Below are 16872 nucleotides of genomic sequence, written 5' to 3' on the forward strand. Positions count from 1 at the left end.
TCGGTCACTTATCATATAATTTCCAAAATTGCAATAGGAAAGGCGAGCGAAAGGTCAGTTAGTGATTGTAAAGTCTGGCGGGTATCGTTTCACTCGTCGGGCTTTCACCTCTTCATAGTTTAGATGCAAGTAATAACAGCACGATTCGCTCTGCTGTTATTTTCTCTTTGGGTTTTAAAGAACAGGATTATCCAAAACAAAAAAAAGCGAGGCCCGGCCCCGCTTTTTATATTTAGAATTATCGATAAAAACCCGATTACTTCACGCCGCGTTCGCTCAGGTTGGCGGTACGCACTTCCATATCCGGCAAGCCTGGCAGTTCGCTTTGCGGTTTGTCCAGATAGAAATAAGCCGTAGCCGAAACGTCGTCGCGACGGTAGAAGGTGGTTGGGGCTACCGGGAAGTTGTCGTCTTCCAGTTTCGGAGGATTTTTCATATCCAAGTAGCGCTTGCTGGCCTGTTTTCCGTCTTTGCCTACGTATGACCAAAGCACCTTGAACTCTCCGCCCGCTTTGCGGATAGCCATGAGTTTCGGCTTTCTGGCGTTACCCATCTGCTGGATCGTCACGCGACAGTCTTTATGGAAATAAACCGGATCTTTGGTATGGTAGCGGTAGAAGGCGTAAATGTCTTTGCCTTTGTCAGAAACCAACGAACCCTGAACCATATTGGCGTATTCGCCTTGGCCCCAGCCCGAACCGATGTAGTCTTCGGTTCCCGTACCCACTAAAGTCGGTAGGTCTTTGTCGCCGTCGAGGAAGACTTTCACTTCGCCTTCGCCAAACCACGTTCCTTTATAAATTGAATCGCCAAGCACGCCGATGTTCGTACCCAAATAACGGCCGCGCCCCGATACTCTCGGCAAGATCTCGTAATCTTCGCCAAGGTCCGTTTTCAGGTCACGGTTCCAGTACGCGTGGAAGTACATTACGTTGTCGTCGTGTCTTGGCACTTCCAAGAAATCGATTTTGTAATAAAACATCAGCTGGTCGTCCGTGTCGTTCGTTACCTCGATACGGCCCGCTTTGCGGTACGGCATCGGGATGAACGAGTTGAACGATTTTCCCTCGGGCATGGCGAAAAGCTCGCTTTCGAACTTACGGACCATACCGTGTCCGATTCCGAAAAAGTCGGTGAAAGGAACGGAAACGGCCGGTTTTTTGGCATCGTCCCAGAACATTTCGATCTTCATTTTACGGCGGTCAGCCGGAGATTTCCACTGGATAGAACTGGCCACCCACATTTTGGTGATGATGCCCGCTCCTTTTTGGTCAAAAATCACGGCCTTTTCCCCTGGGCCTAAGAGGATGTAGGCGTCGCCTTTGGCACCTTTGTTCGTTGTGCCACCTTTGCCTTTGGTAGCATTTGGGTTTTCGGCGCTTACCCATCGGGTTCTTACGCCTTCTGGAGCGGCTTTATAAAACTCCTTGATGCCGGAAAGTTTGAAGCCTTTGTCCTGCTCCCCCTGACAGGCCACGGCGAAAACAGAGGCTAATGCCAAAAGGAAAAAATACGTTTTTTTCATTTTTAAATATTTTTTGTCCGTACAAACAAACATGTGTCAGCGATTGTAAATTTAACCTTTTAGCACCAATATAAAAGCGGGGTTGGGGCAATTCATTGCTTTAGGAGGACGATTTATTGGTGTCTCGGTTAAATTTGATCGGGTATTGTCCTAAATAAAAAGTGAGGAGAGAAAAAAGAAAGCTCCTGGGATAAATGTCCCAAGAGCTTTCCGAATATACAAAACGAACCCTCGAAAAGGAGCCGTTAGCTTATGTCTTTTACTGTACTTGTTTCGCTAATTCCGGCTCGAAGCCCATGTTGTACCAAGCGAAAGCGAATACGTCAGCTTTCTCCTCGATAATCTTGTCTGTTGGCTTTCCGGCGCCGTGTCCGGCTTTGGATTCGATGCGGATCAAAGTCGGGTTTTGCCCTTGCTGATGTTTCTGCAAAGTGGCTGCGAACTTAAACGAGTGCGCAGGAACCACGCGGTCATCGTGGTCGGCGGTGAGGATCATCGTGGCCGGATATTCCGCGTCTTTCACGTTGTGGAGCGGAGAGTATTTGATCAGGTTGTCGAAGTGTTCCTTCTCGTCGCTTGATCCGTATTCCACGGCCCAAGCCCAACCGATCGTGAATTTGTGGTAGCGCAACATATCCAATACGCCCACTGCCGGGAAGGCCACTTTGTAGAGGTCTGGACGCTGGGTCATGCAGGCGCCAACGAGCAATCCGCCGTTTGATCCGCCGGCGATGGCCAAGCGCTCTTTGCTGGTATAGTTCTCTTTGATCAGGTATTCGCCGGCGGCGATGAAGTCGTCGAATACGTTCTGCTTGTTGAGCTTCATGCCTCCTTCGTGCCAAGCTTGTCCGTACTCGCCACCGCCACGGATATTCGGCTGGGCGTAAACGCCGCCGTTTTCGAGCCAAACGAGCATCGTGGTGGAAAAGTAAGGCGTAAGGCTGATATCGAAACCGCCGTAAGCGTAGAGGTAAGTCGGGTTGGTGCCGTCAAGCTTCAGGCCTTTTTTGTGTGTGATGAACATAGGGACCTTCGTGTCGTCCTTGCTGGTGTAGAATACCTGCTTGGTTTCGTAATCCTCGGCTTTGAAATCGATCTCCGAAGCGCGGAACAGCTCCGACTTGTTCGATTCGATATCGTACTTGTAAATGTTCGACGGGAAAGTGAACGAGGTGAACGAGTAGAACACTTCCTTGTCGGTTTTCTTTCCGCCAAAACCGGAGGCCGTACCGATTCCCGGCAAGGCCACTTCGCCGAGCTCTTTTCCGTCGAGTTCGTAACGGTAAACTTTAGAAGTGGCGTCTTCCATATATTTCACCATCATTTTACCTCCGACCAAGGAAACGCTTTGGAGCAGTTTGTCCTTGTTCGGGATCAGGTCTTTCCAATTTTCGGTCGTAGGTTTTTTGAAATCGACCTTAACCAAGCGGTTGTTCGGAGCGTCGAGATTGGTTTTTACCAAAACCCCGCCGTCTACGGATTCCACTACTGAGTGGTCGTTGTCAAAATTATCAACCAAAGTTATGAACGAGGCCGATCCGGTAGGTTTTACCATCAGCATATTGCCGCTGGTGCCTTCCGAAGCGCTCAGTACCAATACGTCCTCTTCTTCGGTCGTGTAGGCGTAGAAATTACGCAATTCGTGCTCCTTGTCTTCGTAGATCAGCTTGTCGGCGTCCTGGCTTTCTCCCACTTTGTGGAAATACACTTTGTGGAATTTGTTTTTGCCCGAATAGGCCGAACCTTCCGACGGCGCGTCGTAACGGCTGTAGTAGAAGCCGTTTCCTTGCCAAGCTATACCCGAAAATTTGCTCCACTTAATATGGTCCGCCAACAGCTTTTTGGTGGCGACATCCATCACGAAAATCTCTTTCCAGTCCGATCCCGAACGAGACACGGAGTAAGCCAGATACTTTCCGTCGCGGGAGAAGGCAACACTACCCAACGCCACGGTTCCGTCTTCCGAAAGTTTGTTAGGGTCGAGGAATTCCGTCGGCTCGCCGTCAAGGGAAGCTTGCTGATAAAGCACGCTCTGGTTTTGCAGGCCGTTGTTTTTGAAGAAGTACCACTTGTCGCCGGCTTTGAACGGAGATCCGAATTTCGGGTAGTTCCAGATTTTCTCCAAGCGGTCTTTGATATTCGAGCGGAAAGGGATTTGCTCCAAATAGCCGTCCGTTACTACGTTTTGGGCTTTTACCCAAGCCTCGGTGTCTTTGGCGGTATCCGCTTCCAGCCAACGGTAAGGGTCGGCCACCTTTGTTCCGAAATAGTCGTCTGTCTGATCGACCGTTTTTGTTTCCGGATAATTCACAGCAATAGGTTTGAAGTTGCTTTTTACCGCGGCCTCTTTCACGTTACGGCCGTCTCCGCCACCGCAAGAAGCGAAAGCGAAGCCCGTAGCGCAGGCAAGCAGTAGTACAGATTTTTTCATGATGTAGGTTTTAAACCGGTTTGTTGGATTAATTAATACGGGAAAAAATGACGGCGAAACATCCATTTTACGGTTCGTTGACCGTTAACGGGCCTTTCGCCATATACAATCAAGCTAAAAAATCGCTAAAACACAAAAGTTAGGCTACGGGAAACGCTTCCGCAACAATATTGTCTTTAAACTTTCCAAAACCCAATAGAATTTCAAAATCGATTGAACGCTCCGAATTTCCTTAAAAAATAGAAAGGCTCCGCAATTTTTATTGCGGAGCCTTTCTTGTGAGTGTAAGAAGTCTTAGCTATTCCAGTTTTAGATTTCCAGATGGCCTCTTAATAACTTAAGAAAAAGCATGATAGGCCAATAACGCCGATCCATAGGCCAAAGCCGTCATGTAGGCGAACTGGATAGCAGGCCATTTCCAGCTTTTTGTCTCACGTTTTACAATAGCCAAGGTACTCATACATTGCATTGCGAAAGCGTAAAACAGTAATAATGAGAAGCCCACGGCTGGCGTGAATCTAGGTCCGCCGGTGTCGGGGTTTATTTCTTGGGCCATTCTGTGGGCCACGGTTCCTTCGTCGTCTCCGCCACTGCCTACGCTGTAGATCGTGGCCATGGTTCCCACAAACACTTCGCGGGCGGCGAACGATGAAACCAAAGCGATGCCGATTTTCCAATCGTAACCCAAAGGCTCGATCAACGGCTCTATGCTTTTGCCCAAAATTCCGGCGTAAGAGTGTTCCAGTTTATAAGCGGCTACGGCGTCTTCGAAAGCTGTTTCGTCGGATTTGTCTACTGTCAGAGCTACTTTGTCCTCGGCTTTTTCCATTACATCAGAAGGGCCGTAGGAGGCCAAAGCCCAAAGGATAACGGAGATGGCCATAATGATTTTACCGGCCTCAAACACGAAGGTTTTTGACTTTTCCAGTACCGTTACGCCCACGTTTTTGAAGCGGGGAATGCGGTAATCCGGCAATTCCATCATCAGAATGGATTTCGAGCTGGTCTTCAGGAATTTGCTGAATACCCAAGCGACCAAAACAGAAGCCAAGAATCCGATAATATAAAGCCCCATCAGAGTGATTCCCTGTAGGTTGAAGCCAAGGTAAGCGGTCTCGGGTACCACTAAAGCGATCAGGATGGCATAAACTGGCAGACGGGCCGAACAGCTCATCAACGGCGTGACCATAATCGTGATCAGACGGTCGCGCGGGTTTTCGATGCTTCGCGTGGCCATTACGCCGGGGATGGCGCAGGCGGCGCCGGAGATCAACGGTACTACGCTTCGTCCGTTCAGGCCGAATTTGCGCATCACTTTGTCCATCAGGAACACTACGCGGGCCATATATCCACTTTCTTCCAAAAGGGAAATAAAGCCGAAGAGGATAGCGATTTGGGGAACGAAGATGACCACACCTCCGATTCCGGGAATCAGCCCGTCGGCCAAGAGGCTGGCCAGCGGGCCTTCAGGCATCACCGAAGATGTCCAGGAGGCCAGATCAGCGAAAGCGCCATCGATCAGATCCATCGGGATGGTGGCCCATTTGTAAATCGCTTGGAAAATCAGGAACAGAATTCCGAAGAAAATGGCGTAACCGTATACTTTGTGAGTAAGCGCCCGGTCAATTTTCTCGGTCAGGGTAGCGCCTTTCGAGTTTGTTATCTTTTCGGTAACGCAAGCTACGATTTCGGCGATTCTGGAATAGCGCAAAACCACTTCGCGCGCCCGCGTCTTTGCGGCGTCGAAGCCCGTGTCTTCGCTGATTCGCTTCAAAGCGTCCCGGTCACGGTCGTCCAGATTTGGCAACAGCATATATTGCTGACCATATTGGTAGGCCATATAAGGGTTGGCCATATGGAAATGTTCGCTTACGCTTCCCACCAGCTCGCCGGCGGAATGTTCCGCTTCGAATACTTTTTGGGTTGAAGGATCCGGGATTTCGTCGAAATAGTGCTTCAGTTCATCGCATCCTTTGCCGGAACGTCCGTCGACAGGGACAACCGGAACGCCCAAAGCCTCCGAGAGTTTGTCTATGTGCACCTTCAGGCCTTTGGCTTCGGCCATATCTGTCATTGTCAGGGCCACCACTACGGGCAATCCCATGTCAATGATTTGGGTACAAAGCAAAAGGTTACGTTTCAGATTTGAGGCGTCGACCATTACCACGGCCAAATCCGGGCGCTGTTTGTGGCAACTCAAGGTTTCGATCACCACGCGCTCGTCAGCCGAACGGGGGTAAATGCTGTAGGTACCCGGCAAATCCACTATTTGGCAACGTTTGCCGGAGGCAGAATCGCTGAAACCGTATTTTTTGTCGACAGTTACGCCTGGATAGTTACCGATTTTTTGGCTCAGGCCCGTCAAATGATTAAAAACCGAGGATTTCCCGGCGTTGGGATTACCCACCAACCCCACTTTCAATGTCTTCTCCACGGCGGTATTATTCTACAGTGATAACAGAAGCCTCGTCCTTTCGCAGGGAAAGCTGATAATCGGCCACCCGGATGGCGATCGGGTCGCCCAAGGGTGCGACGAGCTTAAGCGTCACTTCCTCACCGGGCAAACATCCCATTTCCAATAGTTTAAGCGAAAGGCTGTCGTCGGCAAATCCGCGGATTATCGCGGTCTCGCCTATTTTCAGGTCGGCTACTGTCCTGTTCTTCATGGAGTGTGAATTTATTTAGACTCTATCTAAATCCAGAGCCGAATTTAACGGCTTTCAAGGGAAAGAAAAACGCTTTGCCCCGTTAATTTCACAATAGGCTAAGGCGAACCGGGAATTTTACAATTCATCGAGGATATCCCGGGCCAAATCGGCTTCGAATCCCTTTCCTGCCAGATAACGAAGAACTTTCATTTTTCGCTCAAAATCGTTCCTGCCTTTTACGGATTTCCATTTAGCCCGGGCCAAATCGGCCATGGTCTCGGCGTATTCGGCTTCCGGAATCTCCTCCATCCCGATGTTTATCAGCTCGTCTTGCAGGTTTTTCATCCTTAAGGTTTGCGCTATCTTTCGTCGTCCCCATTTTTTGTAAAAAAACTTACCACGCACGAAAGACTTGGCGTAACGTTCCTCATCTATAAATCCGTCCGACTGCAATTCGCCCAATAATCGGGCGATTTCTTCTTCCGTCAGCCCGTATTTTATGGCTTTTTCGGCGGCTTCGTGCGTACAGCGGTCTTGGTAAGCGCAAAAACTCATCAGCGCCTGTTTGGCTCTCTGGTAATTTTCCATTCCGTAATGTTTGACCGGCAAATATATGCGTCAGTCCAAGCCTGCGCAATATCTTGCCAAAGTCATCCGGTATTGCGTAATTGACCGATTCCGAAAAACTATCTGAAAAAGTAACGCCATCGCCGGGCTTCCGATCATGAAAACCTTTGACCTTCCGCAAATCACAGGAGGAAAATATATCCGAAAAACCTTCGACGAAGACATCAAGTTCCTTATCACCGACAGCCGAAAACCCGTTCTCAGTCCCAAGGCGCTGTTTTTCGCAATCCGGGGCGAACGGCACGACGGCCACCGTTACCTCGCCGATCTTTATGCGCAGGGCGTGCGCCAGTTTGTGGTGGAACGCCAACTGTCCGGCACCGAATCGGAAGCTTTGCCGGAGGCGAATGTTCTTTTGGTGGAAAATAGCGTGGATGCGCTTCAGAAAATAGCGTCACGTCATCGCCGGGGTTTTGAATATCCGTTGGTGGCCGTGACTGGGAGTAACGGCAAGACGATAGTAAAGGAATGGCTGGCCAAACTGCTCGGTTCGGAAACTTCCGTGGTGCGCAATCCGGGAAGTTACAATTCGCAGATCGGCGTTCCGCTTTCGGTTTGGGAAATGGCCGAGGGCTTCGGTTACGCCGTTTTCGAGGCGGGAATTTCCAAACTGGGCGAGATGCGCAAGCTTTGGGAAATCCTGCGCCCCGATATCGGGATTTTCACCAATATCGGCCCGGCCCATGACGAAGGTTTCGAGAATCGCCTTCATAAAATCAAAGAGAAAATCCGTTTGTTCGAAGGTTGCCGTAAGATTGTCTTCCGGGCGGATCAAACCGAGGTTCGGCAGGCTTTGGAGCAAAAATTCGAACCGGATACGCTTCTTTCATGGACTACGGAAAATGATATTTCGGCGGATTTTCGCTTTCGAGCGGAAGATTCCCCTTCGGGTTCGCGTATCGAAGCTAGATGTGGGGAAGCCGACGAGTTTTTCGCTTTTCCTTTTCGCGATGAGGCTTCGGTGGAAAATATTCTCCATGTTCTGGCACTTTTGCTTTCCGAAGGTTTCCCTGTGGAAAAATTACGGCAAGGTTTAGTAAAGCTTCAGCCCGTTTCAATGCGCCTGGAACTGAAAAAAGCGGTTGGGCGCTCTTACCTCATCGATGACAGTTACAATAACGACCGGGCGGGTTTGCGTCGCGCGCTTGATCTGTTGGTTCGGATTCGCCAGAAAAAGAAAAAGACGCTGATCCTTTCCGATATGAGGGAATCCGGCCTTCCTCCGGAAAAACTCTATCCGGAAATCGCCGATATCGTCAACGGTTCGGGGATTAGCAGGTTTATCGGAATCGGGGAGGAAATCAGAGAATTTGGAATGCTGTTTCCCGCAGATGCGGTTTTCTTCGGATCAACGGAAGAATTCCTTCGGAATACCCGGAGCCTTAACCTCAAAGACGAGATTATCTTGGTGAAAGGTGCCCGGGAAATGCGTTTCGAGCGGATTGTCCGGAAATTGGAAGAAAAGGCTCATGGTACCCGCTTGGAGGTGAACCTTGACGCTATTACGCATAATCTCAATTTTTACAGAAGTCGTCTTCGCCCGGAAACCAAAATCATGGTGATGGTAAAAGCCTTTGGCTACGGCAACGGCGGACAGGAAATAGCGGATTTGCTCCAATATCACCGAGTCGACTATTTGGGCGTGGCTTATGCCGACGAGGGTGTTTCGCTTAGGCAACAAGGAATCCGGATCCCGATTATGGTGATGAATACTTCCGAAGTCGATTTTGAAAATATTCTGGAATACGATCTGGAACCCGAGATTTACAGTTTCGATATTCTGCGTGACTTTTCGGAATTTATGGAGAATACCGACAAAAAGGTCAAAGTCCACCTAAAAGTTGATACCGGAATGAGGCGCTTGGGCTTCGCCTCCGATAAAGGCATAGAACTGGCCCGTACGCTCAAGAAAACGCCGGCGCTGGAAGTGGCCAGCGTATTTTCCCACCTCGCCGGCGCCGACGGGCCGGAACACGTGGCTTTTTCCGCCCGGCAGGTCCGTGAACTGAACGGATTCTATGATGATTTTTGCGCCGTCTATGGCAAACGCCCTATGCGCCATACGCTGAATTCCGCTGGAATCGTACGTTTTCCCGAATACCAATTCGATATGGTTCGCCTCGGTATCGGCTTATATGGGGTGGAGGCGAATGGCGAGTTGCAGGAACATCTCCGCAATGTCAGTTCGCTGAAAACCGTGATTTCCCAAATCCGGAATATTCCCGCCGGCGAAAGTGTCGGCTATTCGCGTAAAGGCCGTTTCGAGCGAGACGGCAGGATAGCTACTGTAGCGATCGGTTACGCCGACGGATTCCGGCGCGTATTCGGCAACGGTAATGCACGGATGCTCGTCAATGGCCGGCTCGCTCCGACCGTCGGCAATATCTGTATGGACATGTGCATGATCGATATTACGGGTATCGAAGCCGAGGTGGGCGACGAAGTGACGGTGTTTGGAGAAACGCCGACGGTAAGCCGGTTGGCTGATGACGCAAGCACCATCGCCTATGAAATCCTAACGGATATTGGACAGCGGGTAAAGCGTGTTTTTATCACCGAATAACCGACTCCGGCGGGCTACATGCAACGCTTGCCGGTGAGTTCGGGTCTTTCCTTTGGAGGCTGTACGGCTTTATTTATATTTCATGGCTACCGATGCGTAGTAATGTTGTAAATTCGTACGTTTTTTAAGTATATTATTGAAAATATTAGTGCGTCAACAGCAACTAAAACAGGCCTTCGATCCAAACCGATTACGTTTGGAAAAGACAGCTATCGCTTAAAACATAAAACAGACAATCTCGGACCCGAAAACCAATAATTTTTGGACCGTTTCGGCAAAAGCGGGTTTTTCGCTGTAACCTTTTGCCTGCCAGTCCTTATACTAATATCGGGGCCGTTACAAACTACCTGAAACAGGACAATGACCGTAGATTACATTATTGTGGGGCAAGGGCTTGCGGGGACGGTTATGGCCCGGCAACTTATGCGTAACGGAGATTCCGTTTTCGTGTTTGACCGTTACGGAAAAGACATTTCGTCGCGAGTGGCGGGGGGGATTTTCAATCCGATAACGGGGCGGAAAATGGTTCGCACATGGCTGGCCGATGAGCTTTTCGGATATCTTTTTCCTTTTTATGAAGAATTGGAAAAGGAACTGGCCGCCAGCTTTTTTCATCCGAAACCGATTTACAGGCCGTTTGTGTCGGTGGAGGAATATAACGAATGGACCGGAAAATGTTCCGAACCGAAATTCGCCGCTTATGTCCGGGAGCTTGTAAAGCCGGGAACTCCGAAGATCGGCATGGACAACGTTTACGGCGGACTTCTTTTGGATCGTTGCGGTTATGTGGATATAGGCGAAATGCTTGATGTTTTCCGAAAGTATCTGGAAGCGGAGGTAAGGTTTTCGCCCGAGACATTTGAAGAAGACAAGCTGGAAATTACGGAAGATGGCGTGACGTACGGCGATGTTTCAGCCCGAAAGATCATCTATTGCGACGGTTACGCGTCCAAAAACAGCCGTTATTTCGGCTACTTGCCTTTTCGCCCGGTCAAAGGCGAATTGTTGGAAATAAAACTGGCCGGAGAGATTGCGGTCGAAGAGATCTATAACCGAGGCGTGTTTATGCTTCCTGTCGGCGACGGCACTTACCGTGTGGGCGCCACTTATGACTGGAAAAACCTTGACACTGCCCCGACAGAAGAAAAACGGACGGAATTAGCGGGGAAGTTGGAGAAATTGATCAACTGTCCGTTTGAGATTATTGGGCAACGCGCTGGTGTAAGGCCAGCTACACACGACAGGCGTCCTTTTGTCGGATTGCATCCGGAATACCCCCAGTTGGCCGTTTTCAACGGTTTGGGAACCAAAGGCGTGTCGTTGGCGCCGTATTTCGCCGAGGAATTCGCTGGGTTCCTGTCTGGAAAGAATGATATCACCCCCGAGGTGGATATCAAGCGGTTGAAATAGAAAATGAAAGAGTTCGAATAAAGCCGGACGATATCGCCTGTCCGGTACGATGTTGTTACGAAAATAATTGTCGTATAGAGCCGTGAACTTTTCAGGCTTTTATCCGACAATTTAGAAGAAGACAATAGTGAAGTTGGTTTTGTAGGGTTGGGTTGTCATTCCAAATTTTAGATAGGGAATAACACAGCTTCACATATGCGCGAAAAATTACTAACGGCGTTTATTACGGCCTTGGTCTGTTTTGTCGGCACTGCGTCGGCGCAACGGATGGAGACCGCTTTTGGCCAAAACAGAATCCAGTATATCGAGAAAGACTGGCGTTTTTACAGTTCGGAAAATTTCGATCTCTACTACTACGGCAAGCGTCAGGACCTTGCCAAGGAGGGGATCGAATATCTCGAATCTCAATTCGAGAAAATGACCGACGCTGTGGGCTACGCCCCTTTTATCAAGCTGAAGATTTTTCTTTATGCCAATCCGCAGGAACTGCAGGAGAGTAACGTTGGTCTTAACTACAATATGTACACGATTGACGGACGGACGGAGTTTTTCAAAAGCTATGTGGAGATGGCTTATCCTGGCACCAAGGAAGGTTTTAAGCAGGAACTGGTGTACAACGTGGCCAAGCTTTGGATAGAGGAGATGCTTTCCGGCGGAAATATCGTGGAGTCGTTGCAGGGCGCTTACCTTGTGTCGCTTCCGCCTTGGTTTGCCAAAGGCATAGCCCGCTATATAGGCTATGGCTGGGATGCCGAAATGGACGACTACGTGCGTTCCGTATTCCGTGAGCGTCAGCGGAAAGGGAAAAGCAAGCCGATTAAACTCAGTACGCTGGAAGGGCGTGAAGCCGAGTTGGTCGGGCAGTCGGTCTGGAATTATATAGTGGAGAGATACGGCAAATCCAGTGTCTCCAACATCCTGAACCTGACCAGGATTATCCATAACGAGAAGAAAGCGATTTCCAATTCGTTGGCTATCGACTTTGAGGAATTTATGGCTGGCTGGGCCGAGCATTATTCGGAAATGACCGATCAGGTTACCCAGCATTATGTGATGCCAAAAGACCGCCTGAAAAAGAATACGAGGAATATTCGTTATCCTTCCTTGTCATATAGCCCTGACGGGAAATATCTGGCGTATGCCCAAAATAACAAGGGACGGTTTGCGGTGAAAATCAGGAATACCGAGACGAAAAAAGAAAGGACAATATTGCGGGTAGGCCTAAAGCTGAATAATCAGCAGGCCGATTACACGCTTCCGTTGCTCAGTTGGAAAGATAGCGTGACGCTAGGGGTTATCGGTTCGCAATACGGCCGGAATTACCTTTGGATGTACGAAACAACTTCCAAAAGCAAAGTCAAAAAACAGATTCCGAGAGTTGACCAGATCAACGATTTCGATATTCATAAAGGAGGTGTGAACATCGCGATGATGAGCGCCGAAATGGACGGGCAAACGGATATCTATGCCTTGAGTCTTAGGCGCTTTACCGTAAGGAAAATCACCAACGATCCTTTCGATAATATCAACCCTAGATTTATGCCGGGGACAAACACTCTGGTTTTCAGCTCCAACAGGACTACTGATACTCTTAAAGTCACACGTCCGTTTGACCTTGGTTCGGAAGTTTCCGATAACTATAACCTTTTCGCTTATAATTTCGATACTACAAAAGTTGCGCTTAAGCGTCTTACAAATAGTGTGGGAGCGGACATTCTGCCTCAGCCCGTCGATGATAACCAGCTGATTTACGCCAGTAGCCAACAAGGTATTTTTAACCTTTACCGCTATAATATCAAAGACGAGATCTCTACGCAGGTTACTCGCTATTCGCTTAGCGTGCGGGATTATAGTTACAATCCGGCGAATTCCGAGTTGGCCTTTGTGATGCTTGACGGTGACAGCGAACATATTTATGCCGAGGCTTTCTCGCATACGGCCCAGAACAGCTTTGCGCCCCAAACCTCGCGGATGCAGGCGCTGAATGCAAAAAGGATAGCTAAGCGTATCGCCGAGCGAAAGAAAAGGCAAGTTCAGGATTCATTAGAAAATCTAAAAGAGGAACTCAAGATTCTAAACGCCCAAACGGTTGAGGCGATACAAAAAGCCCATCAAGGTGCGGATAGCGCTCTTGTGGAGTCGGCGATTCAAAAAGAAACCGAGCCGGCGACTACTGACAGCCTTGTTGTGGAACCGGCCGTTCAGCAAGGGGAAGTTCCGGATGACAGTGTAACGGTAAAGCCTGCGACGCCAACAACTGTTCCAAAGCCTGAGCAAAAAGCCACGCAAAAAGAGGATCAGCCATCGTCGTTGGAGAAGTTGCTTGGTGGGACCGTAGTGTCTTCAGATTCGGAAGACGCTGGAGATAAGAAGTCAAATCCTCCGACAGAGGACAAGCCCGAGCCTGAAAAGCCGAAGGAAAAGGATAACAACAGTTTATTGTCTTTGGATAATCTTACTTTTGATCAAAAACCGGAAGAGCCGAGGGGAGTGGTAACCCCACCGCTTGGCGTTAATAATTCCAACAATAAACCGATTCCACAAGACACCACCAAAAACGGGGCACCGAAACTGTCTTCTACGGCTTTGATCGATACCGATAATTATGTTTTTAGCTCGGACGCTTTAAGGAAAGTAAAAAAGAGGAAATCCTATCTGGTGAAATACCGGTTGCAAAGGGAAGAGAAAACCGTTTCGGGACCAAACAAATACGAGCCGCTTTTCCGGATCAATAGCGGGGGAATGGAAATGGTGGTTGACCCGTTGGTGGATTTTGGCCTGAACGTCCAGTTCCAAGTAACGGATTTGCTCGAAGACCATCGTTTTATCGGAACGGTATTCAGTACTCTTGACCTTACCAGTGGCGAAATGAGCGCCGAGTACCAGTACCTGAAGCGCTTTGTGGATTTTAACCTGAAATATTACAGAAGGGTAATAACGAAGGATGTGACTTCGGTACAGCCTTATGACCAGAAATATAAGCTTAATCGCTTTCAGGCGGGAGTGGCTTTGCCGTTTACCCGGTATTCGCGGGTGTCTTTGTCGCCTTTTTATACCACAACGAGATTTTTGGACTTAAAGCCTGCGAAGTTCCTGAACCCTAGTGTTTCGAATGATACGGACAGGGATTATATAGGGGCTGAGTTCGCTTGGGTTTATGACGATAGTCGCTTTAGCGCATTGAATACGCCAATCGGTACACGGTCAATCGCACGGTTGGAATATCACTATTCTGTGGATGATCCTTTGATGACCTTCGGGGAAATTTCGATTGATGCCCGGCATTATCTACCGATCCACAACGAAATCACATTGGCGGGTCGTCTTTTCTACGGGAGGTTCTTCGGTGACGGAGCGAAGTCTTATCTTCTTGGAGGTGTGAATAACTGGATATTGGGCAAAACGGAAAATGACGGTAGTGATGCCGAACCGGGAACGCCATTACATTTTGGCGAACAGGTGGAAAACGAACAAGCGTTATTTATGCGCTATGTAACCGGCCTTCGTGGTTATGACTTTAATACACTTAACGGCTCGAATGTCCTGCTTGCCAGCGCTGAATTGCGGATTCCTTTGTTCCGTTATTTGGCCAACTCGCCAATCAATTCGAATTTCTTCAGGAACTTCACTTTTGTCGGGTTCTATGATATCGGATCAGCTTGGGAAGGCAGTGATTTCTGGCCGACGGAAAATAGTATCAATAGCGAGACTATAGAGTCTGGAGCTTTTAACGTACGTATCAAAAACTACCACACTCCGTGGTTGGCCAGTGCGGGTTGGGGACTCCGGACATCATTGTTTAGCTATCATATCAAGCTTGATTTGGCTTGGCCGATAGAAAATTACGAAGTGGGGGATATGCGTTATTTTGTTTCTTTCGGGTTTGATTTCTAAAGGCCAAAGGAATTCCATCAAGCTGTTGAGTACGACTAATTTCTAATTGTTGACAGCTGTCAATTGTTAAAAAATAAATAATAAGGCCCGTCGATTCGGCGGGCCTTATTATTTTTGCCATTCCACATAAAAATTGGCTGATATGGAGACCATACGGATGGCTTGGCAGTTGCTGAGAAAAGAGTTTGTGCTTGAATGGAGAAACAGGGTGGCTTTTAACGGCATCGTGCTCTATGTGGCCTGCGTGGTTTTTATCTGTTACCTGAGTTTCCATACGCAAGCGGCGGAAGTTACGCCGGAAGTGTGGAGTACTCTTTTTTGGATTGTGATGTTGTTTGCCGCCGTGAACGCTGCCGCAAAGAGTTTTGCGCAAGAAGGCCGTGAACGGATGTTTTATTATTATACCATAGCGTCAGCTGAGGCGATTATCCTTTCCAAGCTAATTTATAATGTCATGTTGCTCTTGCTGTTGGGCTTTGTTTCCTACGCATTTTATTCGGTAGTGATGGGTAACCCCGTGCTCTCGCATTGGTTGTTCGTTTCGGGCTTGGGCTTAGGGGCGATAGGTTTGGGGGCTTCGTTAACACTTATTTCCGGAATCGCCTCCAAGGCCGGCAATAACGGGTCGTTGATGGCGGTGTTGGGATTGCCTGTGATGGTTCCTGTGTTATTGATGACCATGAAATTATCCCAGTCAGCTATTTTGGGCGAGACGTTTTACGACGCTACCGACACGCTTTTGGCCCTTGGTGCTATCGACGCTATTGCGGCTTCGTTGTCCGTTATACTTTTTCCGCAGGTGTGGAGAAGTTAAGATGTCTTCTTCAATATGATTATTTTGAATTAATGCGAGTTGTTTAGTTCTATTTTTGTAAATTTTTCCTTTTAATATTATTCTTTTTGAATATTAGTTATAATATTCGCCCTGAATTATTTAGGTAAGCCGATGCTTTTAGGCTTTAATAGGCTAAGCCCTTGTATGTTGATGCCGTTTCTTTGATTAAACACGTTTGGAAGTCGAGTTATTGGGCTTTTTGCTTTTCGGGAAATCTTTTGATTGTTGTAAGTTGGATCGTGTTTGAAAATCGGAGCTGGCGTTAATTGTCTACCACTTATCAATTATTATTTAAACTGAAGGGGAGTCGAAAGCGAGTTGTCGCTTCCCGTTACATCTTTTAGACTTATGGCACAACGATTCATCCCGTTGCTTTTTGGATTGATACTGATAGCGGGATTCGCTTCGGCGCAAACAATTTTTCGGAATGAGGCCTTCGGTTTTGAAGGCGAAAGACCTGCCGAATGGCGGGAAAAGAAACAGGCGTTCAGTAAGGAGGGCATTAAGGGAACAACCGTGGCTTTCGCTTTGCCGAAAGTGTATAGTGAGCTTGAGAAAACGAGTATAAGCAACGTGATATCCATAACAGCACTCAAGGGAGATTCGATTCAAAGTGTTGAAAAACTGAAGGCCTTTGAGTTTGCCAGGATTAAAAATATCATGCATGAGAAGAAAGGAATGAAGTGTGAATTTGGGGAGGCTTATGTGATTGAAAGCGAGATGAACGGATTGGTTTATAAGGCGATGACTGTATTCGTGTTTCAGAACGGGTTCGGGTATGTGCTGACTTTTAACGCTACGCCGGGGACTTTTGAGAAGAACCTGCCGAAGTTCAACGCCTTTTTAGGGAAACTGGAATTTCCCGCCTCGTTGATTTGAAAGAATAGGATATAATGAAAAAGCCGGAATCGTAAATAATGGTACGACTCCGGCTTTTGT

The 16872-nt window shown here is 48.3% G+C and carries 10 protein-coding genes; 5 read left to right on the forward strand and 5 right to left on the reverse strand.

Annotation, left to right across the window (positions count from 1 at the left end; translation table 11 throughout):
* Window positions 1-256: 256 nt before the first annotated feature.
* The 5 genes from AABK39_RS03850 to AABK39_RS03870 all read right to left on the reverse strand — a co-directional run bounded on the left by AABK39_RS03850 (window position 257) and on the right by AABK39_RS03870 (window position 7192).
* Entirely contained in the window at window positions 257-1525 is a 1269-nt protein-coding gene (locus AABK39_RS03850; RefSeq protein WP_338393600.1) for a glycoside hydrolase family 172 protein, read from the reverse strand.
* A gap of 259 nt (window positions 1526-1784) precedes the next feature.
* Entirely contained in the window at window positions 1785-3956 is a 2172-nt protein-coding gene (locus tag AABK39_RS03855; RefSeq protein ID WP_338393601.1) for a prolyl oligopeptidase family serine peptidase, read from the reverse strand.
* Window positions 3957-4293: 337 nt separating this feature from the next.
* Window positions 4294-6390: a ferrous iron transport protein B gene (gene feoB / locus AABK39_RS03860; protein WP_338393602.1), complete on the reverse strand. Its 2097-nt coding sequence runs from the start codon at window positions 6388-6390 to the stop codon at window positions 4294-4296.
* Between the two features lie 7 nt (window positions 6391-6397).
* Window positions 6398-6622, reverse strand: a complete 225-nt coding sequence (locus AABK39_RS03865) for a FeoA family protein (protein ID WP_338393603.1) — start codon at window positions 6620-6622, stop codon at window positions 6398-6400.
* 117 nt (window positions 6623-6739) lie between these two features.
* Entirely contained in the window at window positions 6740-7192 is a 453-nt protein-coding gene (locus tag AABK39_RS03870; RefSeq protein ID WP_338393604.1) for a regulatory protein RecX, read from the reverse strand.
* A 136-nt stretch (window positions 7193-7328) separates the two neighbouring features.
* Here AABK39_RS03870 and AABK39_RS03875 point away from each other — a divergent pair, with 136 nt between their 5' ends.
* From AABK39_RS03875 to AABK39_RS03895, 5 genes are all read left to right on the forward strand, one after another.
* The gene (locus tag AABK39_RS03875; RefSeq protein WP_338393605.1) at window positions 7329-9794 is read left to right on the forward strand and encodes a bifunctional UDP-N-acetylmuramoyl-tripeptide:D-alanyl-D-alanine ligase/alanine racemase; all 2466 of its coding nucleotides are present in this window, start codon (window positions 7329-7331) and stop codon (window positions 9792-9794) included.
* A gap of 360 nt (window positions 9795-10154) precedes the next feature.
* Window positions 10155-11204 carry an NAD(P)/FAD-dependent oxidoreductase gene (locus AABK39_RS03880; protein WP_338393606.1) on the forward strand — a complete coding sequence of 350 codons (1050 nt, stop codon included), beginning with the start codon at window positions 10155-10157 and terminating at the stop codon, window positions 11202-11204.
* 195 nt (window positions 11205-11399) lie between these two features.
* Entirely contained in the window at window positions 11400-15098 is a 3699-nt protein-coding gene (locus AABK39_RS03885) for a hypothetical protein (protein WP_338393607.1), read from the forward strand.
* 142 nt (window positions 15099-15240) lie between these two features.
* The gene (locus AABK39_RS03890; RefSeq protein WP_338393608.1) at window positions 15241-15912 is read left to right on the forward strand and encodes a heme exporter protein CcmB; all 672 of its coding nucleotides are present in this window, start codon (window positions 15241-15243) and stop codon (window positions 15910-15912) included.
* A 369-nt stretch (window positions 15913-16281) separates the two neighbouring features.
* Window positions 16282-16812 carry a hypothetical protein gene (locus tag AABK39_RS03895; protein WP_338393609.1) on the forward strand — a complete coding sequence of 177 codons (531 nt, stop codon included), beginning with the start codon at window positions 16282-16284 and terminating at the stop codon, window positions 16810-16812.
* Window positions 16813-16872 lie beyond the last annotated feature (60 nt).

The sequence above is a fragment of the Fulvitalea axinellae genome, assembly GCF_036492835.1.
Classification (GTDB): Bacteria; Bacteroidota; Bacteroidia; order Cytophagales; family Cyclobacteriaceae; genus Fulvitalea; species Fulvitalea axinellae.

What these genes read in the sequence shown, in the direction of transcription:
- AABK39_RS03850 (WP_338393600.1), bottom strand. Translation starts at nt 1,525, where the DNA reads ATGAAAAAAACGTATTTTTTCCTTTTGGCATTAGCCTCTGTTTTCGCC.
- AABK39_RS03855 (WP_338393601.1), bottom strand. Translation starts at nt 3,956, where the DNA reads ATGAAAAAATCTGTACTACTGCTTGCCTGCGCTACGGGCTTCGCTTTC.
- AABK39_RS03865 (WP_338393603.1), bottom strand. Translation starts at nt 6,622, where the DNA reads ATGAAGAACAGGACAGTAGCCGACCTGAAAATAGGCGAGACCGCGATA.
- AABK39_RS03870 (WP_338393604.1), bottom strand. Translation starts at nt 7,192, where the DNA reads ATGGAAAATTACCAGAGAGCCAAACAGGCGCTGATGAGTTTTTGCGCT.
- AABK39_RS03875 (WP_338393605.1), top strand. Translation starts at nt 7,329, where the DNA reads ATGAAAACCTTTGACCTTCCGCAAATCACAGGAGGAAAATATATCCGA.
- AABK39_RS03880 (WP_338393606.1), top strand. Translation starts at nt 10,155, where the DNA reads ATGACCGTAGATTACATTATTGTGGGGCAAGGGCTTGCGGGGACGGTT.
- AABK39_RS03885 (WP_338393607.1), top strand. Translation starts at nt 11,400, where the DNA reads ATGCGCGAAAAATTACTAACGGCGTTTATTACGGCCTTGGTCTGTTTT.
- AABK39_RS03890 (WP_338393608.1), top strand. Translation starts at nt 15,241, where the DNA reads ATGGAGACCATACGGATGGCTTGGCAGTTGCTGAGAAAAGAGTTTGTG.
- AABK39_RS03895 (WP_338393609.1), top strand. Translation starts at nt 16,282, where the DNA reads ATGGCACAACGATTCATCCCGTTGCTTTTTGGATTGATACTGATAGCG.